This window comes from Paenibacillus xylanexedens, assembly GCF_017874615.1.
Taxonomy (GTDB): domain Bacteria; phylum Bacillota; class Bacilli; order Paenibacillales; family Paenibacillaceae; genus Paenibacillus; species Paenibacillus xylanexedens.
The window spans coordinates 1-17,825 of the sequence record NZ_JAGIKV010000038.1 but is presented as its reverse complement, the minus strand read 5'-3'; the positions used below and the strand labels follow the sequence as shown (position 1 = coordinate 17,825).

Genomic DNA, 17,825 nt, shown 5'->3' with positions numbered 1-17,825 from the left:
AGAGAGTTGCACTTTAAAGGTGTGGCTCTTCTTTTTTGGCTTGATGAGGAAAAAACTCTGAATTTGGATTTGAATTGAGCGAGGGAACTGGATATAGTTATACAGTAGAGTGTAGGATAGCGAGCTATCCGGGAATATGAGCGTATAGCGACACAACAATACGGGAAGGGCTGTTCTCACCGGCCGTGCCTGATTTTGCGTCGCCTCGAATATAATGGAGGTTAACATTCATGTCGAACATGCGACCGGTACACATCCGGCTGCACAGCCGTTATGAAGGTGAAGATGTGCTGCAGGAAATGCAGGGTGAAGCCGTGTTAAAAGGGTCTGTTCTTTATGTTCGTTATGAAGAACCGCAGGTTGGACCCGAGGGAGGCACAACTCGTACTACATTGAAGCTGGGCGGACAATCCATCAAGATTATACGTCATGGTGAAGTGGAATCGGAGCAGACTTTTGAATTGAATCGGAAGCTTCCTGGTTTCTACCGATCACCATACATGTCGTTTGCCCTGTCCACGCATACACAGAAGCTGGAACTTTCCATTCAGGGATTGAGCGCACGCGCAGCGTGGAGCTACGACTTTTACCGCTTTGATGAAGAATCCGGACATTTCGCGATTAGTTTGCATATACAGGAGGAACCAATTTCATGACACGTAATCCACTAGATACGATTAACGAACGGGTAAGCACGGCCATCGGCAACGCCATTGTGACGGCCGGAATTGTTACGCAGGACGAATTGCCAGCCATCACATTGGAAGTGCCGCGTGAGAAGACGCACGGGGACTTGGCGACCAATGCTGCCATGCAGCTGACCAAGATTGCCAAGCGCAATCCGCGTCAGATTGCTGAAGAGATCATTGCCAATCTGAATCTGGCTGAAGCCGGAATCGAGAAGGCTGAGATTGCGGGCCCAGGATTCATTAACTTCAAATTGGACAAGAGTTACCTTTATCCAGTACTTGCGCTTGTGCAGGAGCAGGGTGAAGATTACGGAAGAATTAACATCGGAGAAGGACGCAAAGTCGAGATGGAGTTTGTCAGTGCCAACCCGACAGGCAGCCTGCATCTGGGCCATGCCCGTGGAGCAGCTGTAGGTGATGCACTATGTAACATCCTTGACTACGCAGGATATGATGTAACCCGTGAATACTACATTAATGATGCAGGTAATCAGGTGTTTAATCTGGCTCGTTCCATTGAAGCTCGTTATCTGCAAGAGCTGGGTCAGGATGCTGAGATGCCTGAAGACGGTTATCACGGTGAAGATATTAAAGGATTCGCCAAGCAGCTTGTTGCTGAAAAGGGTGACGAATTGCTGTCCATGCATCCGGGTGACCGTGCGGCTTATTTCCGTGACTTTGGTCTGGAGAAGGAACTGGACAAGATCAAACGTGACTTGAATCGCTTCCGTGTTAACTTTGACATCTGGTTCAGCGAAACTTCTCTGTACGACAACGGAGAAGTGCTGCGAGTACTTGATGAATTGCGTGACCGCAATGAGATCTATGAGCAAGATGGAGCAACTTGGTTGAAAACGATGCAGTACGGTGACGATAAAGAACGTGTATTGATCAAGAACGATGGCACGTATACTTACCTGACGCCAGATATTGCTTATCACCGCGACAAATATGCTCGTGGATACGACACGATGATCAACATCTGGGGTGCCGATCACCATGGATATATTCCACGGATGAAAGCCGCGATGCAAGCACTGGGTAATGATCCTGAGAAACTGGTGGTCTTGATTGCACAGATGGTGAGCTTGTTCCAGAACGGTGAAAAAGTGAAGATGTCCAAGCGTACAGGTAAAGCTGTAACGATGGAAGATCTGATGGATGAAGTCGGCATTGATGCCATCCGTTACTTCTTCACAATGCGCAGCATGGACTCCCATCTGGACTTTGACATGGACCTTGCCATTTCGACATCCAATGAGAATCCCGTATTCTACGTACAATATGCGCATGCCCGTGTATGCAGCGTATATCGTCAGGCTGAAGAACAGGGTATTGAGCTGTTGCCAGTGGCACAGATTGACCTGTCCAAGCTGACAACAGAGCACGAGTATGACCTTCTCCGCAAAATGGGAGAGCTGCCTGAGGAGATCTCGGCAGCGGCAACAGGATATGCACCTCATCGTATCATCCGTTATGTATACGAGCTGGCATCCCTGTTCCACAGCTACTACCGTGCAGAACGTGTCATTACGGAAGACACGCAGCAAACTCAAGCGCGTCTGGCACTGATCGGTGCTGTACGTACCGTTATCGCAACGGCGCTTCGTCTGGTAGGCGTAACCGCTCCTGACAAAATGTAAATTCCAGGCTAGCGGCACATCCGCCGCTCTGCCTAAGGCAAAAAGTCCCCATGTCCACGTTGAGTGCCTTCAACGTGGTACATGGAGACTTTTTTGTTGTGTACCCGGAGTTGAAGAAAACGAAATGCCTGACCCATCCAAGGCACACTAGCCTGCTCTGACATCACAGTGGGCGTAACCTAGAGTTTCAGCCGCTACGTAATACTCCCTCGTGCGTACTGCCTGGGCCGGGCTACTGCGTTTCGCCACGAAGCCTCAATCAAGTTCTGCTGACGGCTGACAGAGCTGGCTCACTCCCCGCCCTCCTGCATTAGCTTCAGGGCATCAATCTCACCACCACGCACCTTGCTCTTTGCTGTGGTGGTCTTGCGGGCGCGCAATGGGATCGTAGCACGTTTTACGAGTGTCTTGATTTCACTAGGGGATAACCCCGGATGTTTGGAGAGCAGCAAGGCGATAGCGCCACTCACATGGGACGTCGCCATGGATGTGCCGCTCATCTCGTGATGCTTGCCTTGTACCCAGGAAGAGACGATTTTATCACCGGGTGCATAGACATCCACATATGCGCCACGATTGCTGAAGGACGCAATACGTCTGTTTTTGTCGGTTGCCCCAACAGATATGGTCTGGGGATACCGTGCAGGGTAATCAATACTGCGGCGTTTGCCGTCATTTCCTGACGAAGCAACAATAACGATTCCAGCATGGTATGCACGATTGACAACGTCAAGAAGCGCCTTGCTGCGTGTTTTCATGCCAAAGCTCATATTGATGATATCGACCTTGTTGCGCACACACCAGTCGATGCCAAGTACAATATCGGATACATAAGCCGATCCGTTGTGGTCAAATGCTTTCACCGGATAGATCAGGGAGCGTGGAGCTACACCAATCATGCCTGCGGTACTGTTGGCAGCAGCGATAGTCCCTGCTATGTGGGTGCCGTGTCCGTTATCATCATGAGGAAGCAGGCTGCGGTTTAACAGATTGATTCCGCGTGCCAGGGAATAACGAAGATCAGGATGGTGATAATCAGCACCTGTATCAATCACACCGATTTTAATGCGGTGTCCGGTAGACACAGACCATACTTTGGGCGCCCGAATCTGCTTCACTCCCCAGGGTATGCCTTGAGCATTGCTTGGTTTGCTGTGGAGTGCGTTGGCATGAAGGGAGATGGGAACGTCTTCTTCAATCGTAATTTCATCCCCATAGCGGTATAGGTCCTCCGGGCGTTGGACTGGAGCGATAATGGAACGAGCTAGTCGCGAGGAACGGACAGCTCCAAGGTCGGTGAATTCATTCCGCATTCGGGACAATTCTACGAGACAGGCCTCGTACTGCTGCGGTTTGGCAAATCGGATCAAATATCGCCCTCCCTGTTCTGGTTCAGGGCGTCGCATCCCGTCAATCAATTGATGCAATAAACCAGTATAGTCCATAATGGGCAGCCCCCTTCGGGATGAACATGCTGAGGTATTCTATGAATGCGCTCATCCCGCCGCATGGGGAACTTGCCCTTTTTTTACAAAAACACATTCTCTTCGTGTCAAAACGGGCGCAGGGACATATGATGGATGGAGAGCTAGAAGGCTCTTGCGGGGAACCTGGTGAGGAGTAGTCCTCCAAGGGTATACAGTCAGAAGGCGGAGGGGACTCCGTCTTTTTTATTATGGAGTTGTCTCTTTGATAAAAGAGGATATTCCTAGGAGTTCGATGCCAACTCACGTTTAATATATGGACATATTGTTGCTGCTCTCCGCATTTGCGTCACATCCGTACATAAAAACTTGCTTTTTAACGCTAAATAGGTTTTACTTAGGTTTGTTAATGGATATGTTATACGTAACAGTCCAGTTCGTAGGGGTTAAAAAGTGAATTTTGTGTGAGAGGAAGTGTCTGCAGTGAGTACCTCGCTCAATTTGAAAATTGATAAAGAAAAGGTAAAAGAGATCCCTTTGGTGGACCTTGCCTTTATGGTGCTGAAAGCGGCTAATACGCCGTATTACTATCGTGACTTAATGAATGAGGTAGCGAAGCAGCGCGGAATGACTGATGAAGAAATCAACGAGTTTATCGCCCAGCTATATACCGAGATTAATATCGATGGCCGTTTTGCTTGCGTCGGTACAAGTCTGTGGGGCTTAAAGCGCTGGTATCCGGTAGCTGGAACAGAAGATTCCATGACGGGTGCGAAGCGTCCGCGTATCATCAACGATGAAGACGATGATCTGGAAGATGAAGACTTCGGTGAAGAAGAAGACAGCTATAGCAGCGATGAAGGCTTCGACAGCACGGATAAAGACGAAGAAGAAGACGAAGAAGATGAAGAAGAAGAGGACGACATCTTTGACGAAGAAGACAGCGAAGAAGAAGTGCTGGTTGAAGATGACGATCTGGAAGATGAAGACCTCGAAGAAGACGAAGAAGAGTCCGAAAACGAGGATGAATTTGACGACGATTCTGATAATCGGTAGTCATTTTTGACGTCTATAATTTACCCGTTTCCTCGGAATAGTCAGCCTTGACAGCAGACGGGGGTAACGGGTAAACTATTGCATGGGCTTATGAATGAGCGACAATATATTTATGTTTTTTATAGAAGGTGCCCCGTCCTGCGGGAGTACTTTTTTTTGTATTTTTAGAGGCATAATTTTGCAAAATGATTTTTTCCGTATGCTCCCGGCCAACATTTCGTGGCCCGTTTTTGTATATCAAAAACACCAGATGGAATGAAGTCTACCGGAATATTTGCACCATTTTTTGCTGTAGAACAACGTGTATTTAAACCGTCTTCGCAGAAAGAGCAGTTCGCAGATGCAGGGAATTTCTGCCATTGCTCTTTTTAACGATGATTACCTGGGAAACAGGTTACGATAACACCATATATCGCCTGAATTTCTGTACTTATATTAGGAGGGTAATAACAGTGACAAAGTATATTTTCGTGACGGGCGGAGTTGTGTCCTCCCTGGGCAAAGGGATTACAGCTGCTTCTCTGGGCAGATTGCTGAAAAACAGAGGGCTTAAGGTAACGATCCAGAAATTTGATCCATATATTAACATCGACCCGGGAACAATGAGTCCTTATCAGCACGGCGAGGTTTTTGTAACGGATGATGGCGCGGAAACGGATCTGGACCTTGGCCACTATGAACGTTTTATTGATATCAATCTCTCCAAAAACAGTAACGTCACGACTGGTAAAGTATACTCTTCCGTCATCAGCAAAGAGCGGCGCGGGGAATATCTGGGCGGAACGGTACAAGTTATTCCACACATTACGAACGAGATCAAAGAGCGTGTATTCCGCGCTGGACGTGAAGCGGGTTCGGATGTGGTTATTACGGAAATTGGCGGAACAGTGGGCGACATTGAGAGTTTGCCTTTCCTGGAAGCTATCCGTCAGATCAAGAGTGATGTAGGTCGCGACAATGTGATGTACATCCACGTAACACTTATTCCTTATATCAAAGCAGCTGGTGAAGTGAAAACAAAACCAACGCAACATAGTGTTAAGGAATTACGCAGCATCGGTATTCAACCGAATGTGATTGTATGCCGTACGGAGTATGAATTGTCTAAAGACATGAAAGCCAAGATCGCTCTCTTCTGCGACATTGATGAGAATGCCGTGGTTGAATGTCGTGATGCAGACACCTTGTATCAAGTACCTTTGAACCTGCGTGAAGAAGGCTTGGATGAGATCGTGGTAAATCACCTGAAACTGACTACTCCTGCACCGGATATGAGCGAGTGGGAAGGGCTGGTTGACCGGATCAACAAGTTGGAGCATACAGTTGAGATCGCTATTGTTGGTAAATATGTAGCGTTGCATGATGCATACCTGAGTGTTGTTGAGTCGTTGTCTCATGCAGGATTTGCATCCAATGCTGATGTGAAAATCCGCTGGGTTCCTTCTGAAGATATTACGGATGAGAATGTAGGCGACCTGTTACATGGTATTGATGGTATCCTTGTTCCTGGTGGATTCGGAGATCGTGGTATTGAAGGTAAAGTATCGGCAATCCGTTATGCTCGTGAGAAACAAATTCCGTTCTTCGGTATTTGCCTGGGTATGCAGGTTTCCGTTATTGAGTATGCACGTTCCATCGTTGGTTTGAATGGTGCGAACAGTTCCGAGATTAATCCGGCTACCGAATTCCCGGTGATCGATCTGTTGCCTGAGCAAAAAGATATCGAGAATCTGGGTGGCACGATGCGTCTGGGTCTGTATCCTTGTAAGCTTCAGGAAGGTTCTTTGGCGATGGCTTGTTATGATGACGAGCTGGTGTATGAGAGACACCGTCACCGGTATGAGTTCAACAATGAATACCGTGAAACGATCGAAAAAGCAGGACTGGTTATCTCGGGTACATCCCCGGATGGACGTCTGGTTGAGATCGTGGAACTTCCAGGACACCCATGGTTCCTGGCGGTACAATTCCATCCGGAATTCACTTCCCGTCCGAACCGTCCGCAACCATTGTTCCGTGAGTTTGTAAAAGCTTCTCTGGAGAATGCACAGAAATAATCATGGTATTAGTGTTAACGTAATAGATATTGGGGATGTTCCTGGCAACCAAAGCGGATGCCGGAACATCCCTTTTTTTGCGTAAAAAAGCAGGATGAAATGCTTTTTTTCATTTTGTGAAGGTAGCAGGATTTTAATGGAGGAGGTAGAATACTTATCATGACGACTATGGGATAGTTATCCAGATTCGAAGATGTACATGCTTTCCTAATTTTAGGAGGTTACAGAGTGGAAGATAAAAAAGTTTTGATTGTTGATGACCAGAATGGTATTCGAATCCTGTTAATGGAAGTGTTCAGCAGTGAGGGGTATAACACGTTTCAAGCACCCAACGGCAAGGTTGCTCTGGAGATTGTGAATAATGACAAGCCTGACCTGGTATTGCTCGATATGAAGATTCCTGGGATGGACGGTCTGGAAATCCTGAAGCATATTAAAGAAATTGATCCGGGTATCAAGGTGATCATGATGACCGCTTATGGTGAACTTGACATGATTAAGGAAGCCACGGATCTCGGAGCGCTCATGCACTTTACGAAACCGTTTGATATCGACGAGATGCGAGTGGCTGTGAATATGCAACTTCGCAATGGTACTGCCAATAAATGCAGCTGAATCCTGTTGATACAGGATTTTTTTGCGTGTGGAGAACATAGAAGGTACTTGGTGGGAAAATGGGGTATTTCACTCCTTCATCCGGGGAATATTGGAAATGGGGAAGTTATAAAGCGGTGTCTATGAAAACTGTGCTGCAAAGCACAGCATTTTTGCAAATGCTTGTTTAGTATTTGACATGGGATGTGGTATAATAAGCCCGTATGTGATTTCGGCTAAAAACCATAGACACAACCCAAACCCCTAGGAGGATTGAAACCATGCCATTAGTATCTATGACAGACATGTTGAACAAAGCACTAGAAGGAAAATATGCAGTTGGTCAATACAATATCAATAACCTTGAGTGGACTCAAGCGATTCTTGGTGCTGCTGAAGAAGAGAAATCCCCAGTAATCTTGGGTGTATCCGAAGGCGCAGCACGTCACATTGGTGGCTTCTACACTGTAGTTAAAATGGTAGAAGGACTTATCCATGACATGAAAATCACTGTTCCAGTTGCAATTCACCTGGACCACGGTTCAAGCTTCGACAAGTGTAAAGAAGCGATCGACGCTGGATTCACATCCGTTATGATCGACGGTTCCCACCACTCTATCGATGAGAACATCGAAATGACTAAAAAAGTTGTTGAATATGCACACGCTAAAGGCGTTTCTGTAGAAGCTGAAGTAGGTACTGTAGGCGGACAAGAAGACGACGTTATCGGCGGTATCATGTACGCTGACCTGAACGAGTGTATCCGTATCGTTAAAGAAACAGGTATCGATACATTGGCACCAGCTCTTGGTTCCGTACACGGTCCTTACCATGGCGAGCCTAACCTGGGCTTCAAAGAAATGGAAGAAGTTCGTGACGCGGTACAAGTTCCACTCGTATTGCACGGTGGTACAGGTATTCCTAAACACGACATCGACAAAGCCATTTCCCTGGGTACGTCCAAAATCAACGTAAACACAGAGAACCAAATTGCTTTTGCAAGAGTGGTTCGTGAAGTGCTTGCAGCTAAACCAGATGCTTACGATCCACGTACATTCATCGTACCAGGCCGTGACGCAATCAAAGAAACCGTTAAAGGTAAAATCCGCGAGTTTGGTTCTAACAACAAAGCGTAATTTATCTTTACCAGTTCCATACTGTGAAATGGAAAAACACCGCCTAGCCGGTGTCTTTCCATTTTCACACCTTATTTCTACATCGGAAGCCAACAGCACGTATTGCCGTTCATCGGCTGCAAAACACGTAGGGGGACATTAAGCTTTATGGAAAAATTGATGATTAGTGGCGGACGTCCGTTACAGGGAACTGTAACTATAAGCGGCGCCAAGAACAGCGCCATTGCGCTTATTCCTGCAGCATTGCTTGCCGAGTCAGAAGTCGTGTTGGACAACCTGCCGCTTTTGAGTGACGTGGCGGTTTATGCAGAAATTTTGGAGGAACTCGGAGCACATGTGACTTGGGAAGGCAGTCAGATGAAGATTGACCCTTCTGACATCAAATCCATTCCTATGCCGAATGGTCCCGTGAAGAAGCTTCGTGCTTCGTATTATATGATGGGTGCATTGCTAGGACGTTTCAAAGAAGCGACCGTAGGTTTACCAGGGGGCTGTAATTTTGAGCCTCGTCCAATTGATCAACATATCAAAGGGTTTGAAGCGCTTGGCGCAACCGTAACAAACGAACATGGCTCCATCCATTTGCATGCCAAAGAGCTGCGGGGAGCAAAAATCTATCTTGATGTAAGCAGTGTCGGCGCAACCATTAATATCATGCTGGCGGCTACTCGTGCCAAAGGCTCTACAATTATCGAAAACGCGGCTAAAGAGCCTGAGATTATAGATGTAGCAACACTTCTGAATTCCATGGGTGCCAGCATCAAGGGTGCAGGTACCGAAACGATCCGTATTGAAGGGGTCTCGGAGCTTAAAGGCTGCCGTCATTCCATCATTCCGGATCGTATCCAAGCAGGTACGTATATGATCGCTGCAGCGGCGACGCGCGGAGATGTTCTGATTGACAATGTGATTCCCAAACATCTGGAAGCTTTAACGGCAAAGCTGCTAGAAATGGGTGTTGGCATTGAGGAATTGGATGAAAGTATACGTGTCATTGGTAAACCAAGCTATAACCACGTTGACGTGAAGGCACTTGTATATCCTGGTTTTCCAACGGATCTACAGTCACCCATGACCAGTGTTTTAACACAGGCAACTGGTGTGAGTGTCCTGAGCGACTTTGTATACAGTAATCGATTCAAGCATGTGCCTGAGTTGGTGCGGATGGGTGCAAAGATTCGAGTAGAAGGACGGTCAGCGATTATTGAAGGCAATGCATTAAACGCGGCCAAAGTAAAAGCGTCCGATCTTCGCGCTGGAGCAGCGCTGGTGATTGCAGGTCTCACTGTCAGTGAAGGTGTGACTGAAGTAACGGGGGTCGAATATATCGACCGCGGTTATGATCATCTGGTGACTAATCTGCGCCTGCTCGGTGCAGATGTATGGCGGGAAACTGATTAATAGGAAGCACTATGCATGATTCAGTCATACACAAGTTTTTTTAACTGAACTGCATATCTTTTTGTTGATTAGGTAAACCTGTTTTAATAGAGTTCTCAGTCTCTCCGGCATAAGACGAAATGTTACTGTTTCCTTTACCGGAGGGTCTTTTTTTGAATTAAACTTCATATGGCTGTAAGAACATCATTTCTCATCCCCAACCCCGGTTTTGTTTGAACTGCGCTCCATAGCCGGTCTATCCGGATTGATCGCCTCAATGCATCATTCACTCAATAGCGGATCTTGCCGAATGTTGGCCATCCCACCCGGAAACTTACACTCAAAGACAAGTATTTGCATTATAACGGTTACATTCCGTACAATGGACAGAAGGGATTGTGGCAGACGCCGCTCTCTATAGCCGGAACATCTAGCGAAACTATCCATTTCACACGGACTTATTAATTGAATAGGTGGTTATTATATGGATCTACAAATTTCCGATTTGGAAGAAATGAAACTAACGGACCTCTACAAACTGGCCAAAAAATATCAGATACCTTACTATGGTACGTTAAAAAAGAAAGAATTAATCTTTGCTATACTACGTGCACAAGCTGAACAGAGTGGCCTGATGTTCATGCAAGGCGTACTCGAGATTTTACCTGAAGGTTACGGATTCTTAAGACCTATCAACTACTTGCCAAGTACGGAAGACATCTACATCTCAGCTTCTCAGATTCGCAAGTTTGACCTAAGAACAGGTGACCTCGTATCAGGTAAGTGTAGAACGCCCAAGGAAAACGAGAGATACTTCGGTTTGTTGCAAGTCAACGCTGTAAATGGTGAGAATCCATCGGCGGCTGCAGAACGACTTCACTTCCCGGCACTAACCCCACTGTATCCGCAGAAAAAACTGGTTCTCGAAACATCCCCCGACCATTTGTCCACACGAATTATGGATGTGCTCGCCCCGGTAGGATTGGGACAGCGCGGATTGATCGTAGCGCCTCCCAAAGCGGGTAAAACGCTTCTCCTCAAAGAAATTGCCAACAGCATCTCAACTAACAATCCTGAAATTGAACTGTTTGTCCTGTTGATTGATGAACGTCCAGAGGAAGTAACGGATATGTCGCGTTCGGTAAAAGGGGAAGTTGTGGCTTCGACATTTGATGAACTACCTGAGAATCATATCAAGGTGGCGGAATTGGTGCTTGAGCGTGCGCTTCGTCTGGTTGAGGCCAAAAAAGATGTTGTTATCCTGCTGGATAGCATTACGCGTCTTGCCCGTGCATATAACCTGGTTATTCCACCGTCCGGTCGTACACTTAGTGGTGGTATTGATCCAGCTGCGTTCCATCGTCCGAAACGTTTCTTCGGTTCTGCCCGGAATGTGGAAGAAGGCGGAAGCTTGACGATCCTGGCAACGGCATTAATTGATACCGGATCACGTATGGATGACGTCATTTATGAAGAGTTTAAGGGTACAGGTAACATGGAGCTCCATCTAGACCGTCGTCTGGCAGAGCGCCGCATATTCCCAGCGATCGACATTCGTCGTTCGGGTACACGTCGTGAAGAAGTGTTGCTCAGCAAGGAAGAGTTGGATACAATCTGGGCGATTCGTAAAAACATGAATGATTCCCATGACTTTGTCGAAGGGTTCCTGAAAAAACTTCGTAACAGCAAGACAAATGCAGAGTTTTTGGCGGCATTTGATTCGGCTGGTAATAGCCCGACAAGCAATTCGGGTACAACAACAACCCGTCGCTCACCTAGACAGACAGCAACGTCAGGTACATCGACGTAAGTGTCGTTCGACTAATCACTTTCTTTTTGCAGCATTGCTGTAAATGTTACAATACACTCGTCGTTAGGTTTAACCCATTAGATGTGAGGAGAACATCATGTATTTAGTATACGCAGATGAAAAAGGTAATGTATTTGATCATCCTTCCCTGTACGGGCTTGCCCGCAGTGGAGATATGATCGTTGAGATTATGGAAGATGAACTCATCCCTTTGCCAGAGGGTGCAACGTTGGTTGGACTCCCGAGTACCCGGCCCATTGGTATGGACCCGGACACAGGTGAGATGCTGCCAATGCCAACGGACACACAGGCTGTAGGTGCTTTGCTTCCACAGGGATTCACTCGTTTGTGTCTCCCTGGATATGTGAAGACGGATAAGGAGTATAAGTTGCCTTTGTTCGGTTATTCCGCAGTGGTTTGGAAAGATGGCGGTTTCTATGTTACGGCTTCGAAGTCAGATAGTCCTGACAAATGGAATCCGCTCAACTGTGATCGTGACGATGTACGTTCCGGGGTTAAACGATTGACAGAGCAATACCCCGAGAACCGTCTCTACACCCATCTATCCAACTGTGCGCTCGGATATGAATGTCTAACTTCGTCGAACACGTTCCTGAATCGTTGGGAAGGCGGAGTACCGGTATCCTATTCTTGTAATGCAGGTTGTTTCGGATGTATCTCCGAGCAACCGGATGATAGTGGCTTTGTTTCACCGCAGACGCGTATGAACTTCCGTCCGCGTGTGGATGAGATTGTCCAGGTCATGATGGAACACCTGAAGACACCGGAATCCATCATTAGCTTTGGACAAGGATGTGAAGGGGAGCCTTCCACGCAGGCCAAGCTGATTATTGAAGCGATTCGCGAAGTACGTTCCGTAACGGACATGGGGTATATCAATATTAATACCAATGCCGGTCTGAACGATCACATTAGAGGTATTGTAGATGCTGGATTGGATCTGATGCGCGTAAGTACAATTAGCGCACTGGATGACCACTATAACGCCTACTATAAACCACGTGGTTATACCTTAGCCAATGTTGAGAAGTCGATGAAATACGCAGCGCAGCAGGGTGTATACACCTCCATTAACTATTTGATCTTCCCGGGCGTAACAGATCGTGAAGAAGAGATTGAGGCGATGATTGAGTTTGCAAGAAGAACCGATCTACGCTTGATTCAGATGCGTAATCTCAATATTGATCCGGAGAGCTATCTGGAATTAATTCCTCCAGCTCAAGGTGATATCTTGGGCATGAAGCAGATGATTGAGATTTTTGAAGACGAGTTGCCTGATGTTGTGATCGGATCGTATACCCATGTTCCACCCGCTGGAATGGCACGTCCAAAACGGTTGATTACCTCTTAACAATAATGGATTGCAACAGGCACAAGGCCGTGTTATAATCTCAGAGTTGTGCCATTTACTCTGGGTCCGCTTGAGGCTCAGGGCGGAAAGAGGTGAAAGGTAATGAAAGAAGCAATTCATCCTAATTACACGATTGGTCAAGTATCTTGCGCTTGCGGGAATACTTTTGAGACAGGTTCGGTTAAAGACGGACTTCGTGTAGAGATTTGCTCCGCGTGCCACCCGTTCTTCACAGGTAAACAGAAGTTTATCGATGCTGGCGGCCGTGTTGATCGTTTCAAAAAGAAATACGGAATCTAATAGGACAATTCTTGGAGTTGTCTGCTAATTGCATCCCACGCACCCCTGCTGATCTGGCAGGGGTTTTTATATGTTATATGTAAGCGTGGTTGCTTCCGAGTTCCTCTGGTTGCAATTTGGATAACCTTACGTTATACTATTTCTTACCGTGCTAGATGGGGAGGTAGCGGTGCCCTGTAACTCGCAATCCGCTATAGCGAGGTTGAATTCCTGCTAGAGGTTTTGCCGATGTGAGGTTTGGTCCCTAAACGTGGTGTTGACGGTTGGGTCCTCCGCAATGAGTACTCATGAACCTGGTCAGGTCCGGAAGGAAGCAGCCATAAGTGAGATCACTCTTGTGCCGGAGGGTTGCCTAGCCCGAGCTATTGTTCAGGGGTGCCACTTGGATCGCAAATATCGATAGCAGGTGCACGGCTTATCATTTAAATGTAGAGACCTTTGCAGTTGTATGTATGCAGAGGTCTTTTTGATATGTCTTAATAAACCACGCATGAATGAGTCAGATAAAGTTTGGATTCACCCTAGAATATAGTATAATAGGGGAACGACAAAGGACTCGAATGCGAAGTGGAAGGAAGGTAACGCATCATGGAGCATATCGCGTTATACCGGGCTTGGCGTCCCCAGTCGTTTCAAGATATGGTGGGGCAACAGCATATTATTCAGACCTTGCAGAACGCGATTCGTGAACAGCGGACTTCCCATGCCTACTTATTTAGCGGGCCCAGAGGAACGGGAAAGACGAGTGCCGCCAAGATTTTGGCCAAAGCTGTGAACTGCGAACGTGGGCCTGCGCCTGAACCTTGTAACGAGTGTGAAGCTTGCCGCAGAATCACGACTGGCGCTGTGATGGATGTGCAGGAGATTGATGCTGCATCGAATCGGGGCGTTGAGGAAATTCGTGATCTTCGGGAAAAGGTTAAATATGCGCCAACTGAAGTCCGGCAGAAAGTCTATATTATTGATGAAGTGCACATGCTGACGACAGAGGCATTCAATGCTTTGCTCAAAACATTGGAAGAGCCGCCGCCACATGTGATGTTTATTTTGGCAACAACGGAACCGCACCGCCTTCCGGCTACCATTATATCGCGCTGTCAGCGATTTGATTTTCGCCGGGTTTCCCTGGAAGAGCAGACAGCAAGACTTACACTGATCTGTGAACAGGAAGGCATGGAAGCTGACCAGGATGCACTCCAATACATTGCTCGTTTATCGGACGGTGGAATGAGGGATGCACTTAGTGTGCTGGATCAGATCTCTTCATTTACGGATGGACGAGTAACGTACCAGCAGGTTATGGACATGACCGGGGGTATTGCATCAGAGCAATTCGCCAAGCTGGCTGCTTCGCTGCTCAAGGGTGATGTTGGTCATATTTTGCAGATGATTGAAGGTTTCATGCATGAAGGAAAGAGCGCAGACAAGTGCATGGAGAATCTACTGTATTATTTCCGTGATTTGCTTATGATTAAGATGGTGCCTGATGCAGACAAACTGACGGACCGGGTGCTTGATCCGGAATCTTTCCGTGATATGGCGGAGTCATTCACTAAGGAACAACTGTTCCACATGATCGACACCCTTAATCGGTACCAGAGTGAAATGAAATATGCGGTGCAGCCACAGACATTATTTGAGGTCGCGTTGCTTAAACTGTGTAGTATTCCGGCGCAAGAGGGGGCTTCTGTTTCGGTTGGAGCTTCATCCCATGCAGCGCCTGCTGATGGAGAGATCAACCGCCTGAAGCAGCAGCTTGCCGAGTTGGAAAAGAAATTGGATCGTGCACTAAAGAGTGGGTTGTCTGGTGGAGAAGGTGCATCGAGTGCTCCGTCGCGTCCAGCAACACGAGCCCCTGTATCGAGAGGAAACTCACCTGCGAAGCTTCCTGCACAGCTGGATCAGTATGTTGCACGCAAGGGAGCCCCTGAGTTCGCGGAGATCAGCAAAAAATGGAGTCAGATCCTGCAACGAGTGAAAGAAGAGAGGGTTACCGTCCACGCCTGGTTTGTGGATGGAGAGCCGGTATCATTGCTTGAAGACAATGTTCTGGTTGCTTTTAAAAATAACATCCACCGTGAAACAACGGAGAAGCAGGCTAACCGCGAAGTCATTGAGCGGGTGTTGTCGGAACATCTTGGGCGCTCGGCACGACTGGTGACGATGATGCTCAAAGATTGGACTGGAGCAATGGAAGGGGCTTCTGAAGCGCCGAAGGAGGACTTCAAGCTTGAACCCGAGCATGAAGACGGCGGTTCAGGCAACAAGCAGCCTTGGATTGATGAAGCCATCCAGCTCTTTGGTGAGGACCTTGTAGTGATCAAAGAATAATGCGCATTGCGCGATAACTATAATAAAGGAGATGAATAATCATGAACAACATGAACCAAATGATGAAACAAGTGAAAAAAATGCAGGAGCAAATGCTGAAAGCACAAGAGGAATTGGCGGACAAAACAGTCCAAGGTACTTCTGGTGGCGGTGTTGTGACGGCTGAAGTTAACGGACACAAGAAATTGCTTGCTATCACGATCAAACCTGAAGCGGTAGATCCGGAAGATGTTGAAATGTTGCAGGATCTCGTTATGACAGCTGTTAATGATGCAATGTCCAAAGCGGATGAAATTGCCAACAAGGATATGGGCAAATTCACAGGCGGCATGAATATTCCGGGATTATTTTAGTTAAAAATTGATCCTGTCAAAGGAGACAAAATCGATTGTATTATCCCGAACCAATAGCCAAGCTGATTGATGCCTTCACCCGGTTGCCGGGTGTGGGTCCCAAGACGGCAGCGCGTTTAGCTTTTCATGTACTTAAAATGAAGGAAGATGACGTTATCGATTTTGCCAAAGCACTCGTGAGTGTGAAGCGTAACCTTCATTACTGTTCTGTGTGTTGTAATATCACCGATACGGATCCGTGTCGCATCTGTCAGGATAAGTCCAGGGATGTCTCTGTAATCTGTGTAGTTCAGGATTCGAAAGATCTGGTGGCCATGGAGCGCACCAAGGAATTCGATGGATACTATCATGTGTTACAGGGTGCGATTTCACCTATGGAGGGAATTGGACCGGACGATATTCGGTTGAAGGAACTCCTGATTCGATTAAGTGATGAACGTATAAAAGAGATCATCTTGGCGACGAACCCCAATATTGAGGGGGAGGCTACAGCAATGTACATCTCCCGCTTGGTGCGTCCGTTTGAGATCAGTGTGACCCGAATTGCCCATGGATTGCCTGTAGGTGGCGATCTGGAGTATGCGGATGAAGTAACCCTTTCCAAAGCGCTGGAAGGGCGCAGGGAGATGCGTTAGTGTGCTCATTTTGTATTACGCAGTGCACTTCTTTGGAAATTTCGGATGCTAAATAAGTTTCGATGTGCAGGAGAGAGCCTTAGGGCTCTCTTTTTTTGTGAAGAAAATGAATGCACGAGTTCTAAGTTTGTCCTTTCCTTGATAAGTATGAGAATATGCTGTGCTGATCAGGAGGGGGAGAGTTTATGTTTTTGTGGCGAAATACACGGAACTCGGTAGAGAAACACAACAGAATGTTGAAGGAGCTTGAGGCGGATCAGATCTATGCAGATATTCAGATGGCTAAGCGGGAATGGGAACAGGCTATGAGACAGTTTGAAGATGCACAGGGGCAGGATGAGATTGATTATGCCATTTATGTATTGGAGGCAGCTGAGCGGAAGTACCAGATTCACTTGAGAAGAGCAAAGCGAGCCAGAGCTAATGATGATGTTACATCACAGCGCGGGATTATGTAGTCACGTTTACATTAAACACGGAGGTGTAACTTATGAAGAGTATCATACTGGGAAGTGTATTGGTTATATCATTACTGGGGCTTATCGTTATTTTGTTCAGAAAGCGGATAGGGTTATCGTTTTTCACGTCATTCGGAATTCATCTGGTGCTGGCTGCAGTAGGGATATATATCGTGAATTATTCCGGCTGGATTACAGGAACCTACATCCCGCTGAACCCTGCAACGATAGGGACTGTAACTGTTTTGGGATTGCCAGGTGTGGGGCTATTATTAGGGTTAAAAATTTCTTTGTTCGGATAGTTGACTCCCAGGATATTTATATGGTACATTATATCTCGTTGCTTTGCTTGCTTGGTTAGATGCTTTAGATGAAATGAAGGAGTTCATTACGAACTTCGAAAAAGAATTTCAAAAAAACACTTGACCAAAACAAATGAAGTATGATATATTATAAAAGTCGCCGCTGAGAGAAAATGGTGACGAAAAAATGAGTTTGATCTTTGAAAACTGAACAACGAGTGAGTAAACATTCTGCTTGCAGAATGAACGCGAAAGTTGGAGACAAGCCTTGGCTTGAATCGACTG

General features: G+C 46.8%; 16 protein-coding genes and 1 other RNA gene. 16 read left to right on the top strand and 1 reads right to left on the bottom strand.

The features are described 5' to 3' along the window. Positions 1 to 230 precede the first annotated feature (230 nt). Entirely contained in the window at positions 231 to 656 is a 426-nt protein-coding gene (locus tag J2Z28_RS29555) for a YwiB family protein (protein ID WP_017691299.1), read from the top strand. After that, positions 653 to 2,332, top strand: a complete 1,680-nt coding sequence (argS, locus tag J2Z28_RS29550) for an arginine--tRNA ligase (protein ID WP_211085576.1) — start codon at positions 653 to 655, stop codon at positions 2,330 to 2,332. Before J2Z28_RS29555 ends, argS begins: the two co-directional genes overlap by 4 nt. Before the next feature lie 290 nt (positions 2,333 to 2,622). On the opposite strand, the gene J2Z28_RS29545 is transcribed toward argS, so the two are convergent. Continuing rightward, positions 2,623 to 3,777, bottom strand: a complete 1,155-nt coding sequence (locus J2Z28_RS29545) for a S8 family peptidase (RefSeq protein ID WP_036667694.1) — start codon at positions 3,775 to 3,777, stop codon at positions 2,623 to 2,625. A 462-nt stretch (positions 3,778 to 4,239) separates the two neighbouring features. Between J2Z28_RS29545 and rpoE the strand changes: the two genes are divergently transcribed. The 14 genes from rpoE to J2Z28_RS29475 all read left to right on the top strand — a co-directional run bounded on the left by rpoE (position 4,240) and on the right by J2Z28_RS29475 (position 17,540). Further along, positions 4,240 to 4,812 (top strand): DNA-directed RNA polymerase subunit delta, encoded by a 573-nt coding sequence (gene rpoE / locus J2Z28_RS29540; protein ID WP_211085575.1) that lies wholly within the window; start codon positions 4,240 to 4,242, stop codon positions 4,810 to 4,812. A 452-nt stretch (positions 4,813 to 5,264) separates the two neighbouring features. Further along, positions 5,265 to 6,869, top strand: coding sequence for a CTP synthase (locus tag J2Z28_RS29535; RefSeq protein WP_211085574.1), 1,605 nt, complete (start codon positions 5,265 to 5,267; stop codon positions 6,867 to 6,869). 228 nt (positions 6,870 to 7,097) lie between these two features. Beyond that, positions 7,098 to 7,484 carry a response regulator gene (locus J2Z28_RS29530; protein WP_017691292.1) on the top strand — a complete coding sequence of 129 codons (387 nt, stop codon included), beginning with the start codon at positions 7,098 to 7,100 and terminating at the stop codon, positions 7,482 to 7,484. A 260-nt stretch (positions 7,485 to 7,744) separates the two neighbouring features. Then, positions 7,745 to 8,599, top strand: coding sequence for a class II fructose-1,6-bisphosphate aldolase (gene fba / locus J2Z28_RS29525; protein ID WP_211085573.1), 855 nt, complete (start codon positions 7,745 to 7,747; stop codon positions 8,597 to 8,599). Positions 8,600 to 8,746: 147 nt separating this feature from the next. Beyond that, on the top strand, positions 8,747 to 10,000 hold the full coding sequence (locus J2Z28_RS29520; RefSeq protein WP_211085572.1) for a UDP-N-acetylglucosamine 1-carboxyvinyltransferase: 1,254 nt from the start codon (positions 8,747 to 8,749) through the stop codon (positions 9,998 to 10,000). Positions 10,001 to 10,463: 463 nt separating this feature from the next. After that, a complete protein-coding gene (gene rho, locus J2Z28_RS29515; protein ID WP_017691288.1) occupies positions 10,464 to 11,789 on the top strand; it encodes a transcription termination factor Rho in 1,326 nt (441 codons plus the stop codon). 97 nt (positions 11,790 to 11,886) lie between these two features. Then, entirely contained in the window at positions 11,887 to 13,161 is a 1,275-nt protein-coding gene (locus J2Z28_RS29510) for a radical SAM family protein (protein ID WP_062838115.1), read from the top strand. Positions 13,162 to 13,263: 102 nt separating this feature from the next. Next, entirely contained in the window at positions 13,264 to 13,461 is a 198-nt protein-coding gene (gene rpmE, locus J2Z28_RS29505) for a 50S ribosomal protein L31 (RefSeq protein ID WP_036607255.1), read from the top strand. A gap of 146 nt (positions 13,462 to 13,607) precedes the next feature. Continuing rightward, positions 13,608 to 13,875, top strand: an RNA gene (gene ffs / locus J2Z28_RS29500) — signal recognition particle sRNA large type. Positions 13,876 to 14,049: 174 nt separating this feature from the next. Next, positions 14,050 to 15,792, top strand: a complete 1,743-nt coding sequence (gene dnaX / locus J2Z28_RS29495) for a DNA polymerase III subunit gamma/tau (RefSeq protein WP_017691285.1) — start codon at positions 14,050 to 14,052, stop codon at positions 15,790 to 15,792. A 41-nt stretch (positions 15,793 to 15,833) separates the two neighbouring features. Continuing rightward, complete coding sequence (locus tag J2Z28_RS29490; RefSeq protein ID WP_017691284.1) at positions 15,834 to 16,145, top strand: YbaB/EbfC family nucleoid-associated protein; 312 nt, start codon at positions 15,834 to 15,836, stop codon at positions 16,143 to 16,145. A gap of 35 nt (positions 16,146 to 16,180) precedes the next feature. Beyond that, a complete protein-coding gene (gene recR / locus J2Z28_RS29485; RefSeq protein ID WP_017691283.1) occupies positions 16,181 to 16,780 on the top strand; it encodes a recombination mediator RecR in 600 nt (199 codons plus the stop codon). Between the two features lie 185 nt (positions 16,781 to 16,965). Then, positions 16,966 to 17,238 carry a DUF2508 family protein gene (locus J2Z28_RS29480; RefSeq protein ID WP_244988608.1) on the top strand — a complete coding sequence of 91 codons (273 nt, stop codon included), beginning with the start codon at positions 16,966 to 16,968 and terminating at the stop codon, positions 17,236 to 17,238. 32 nt (positions 17,239 to 17,270) lie between these two features. After that, positions 17,271 to 17,540: a pro-sigmaK processing inhibitor BofA family protein gene (locus tag J2Z28_RS29475; protein WP_036607241.1), complete on the top strand. Its 270-nt coding sequence runs from the start codon at positions 17,271 to 17,273 to the stop codon at positions 17,538 to 17,540. The last annotated feature ends 285 nt before the right edge of the window (positions 17,541 to 17,825 follow it).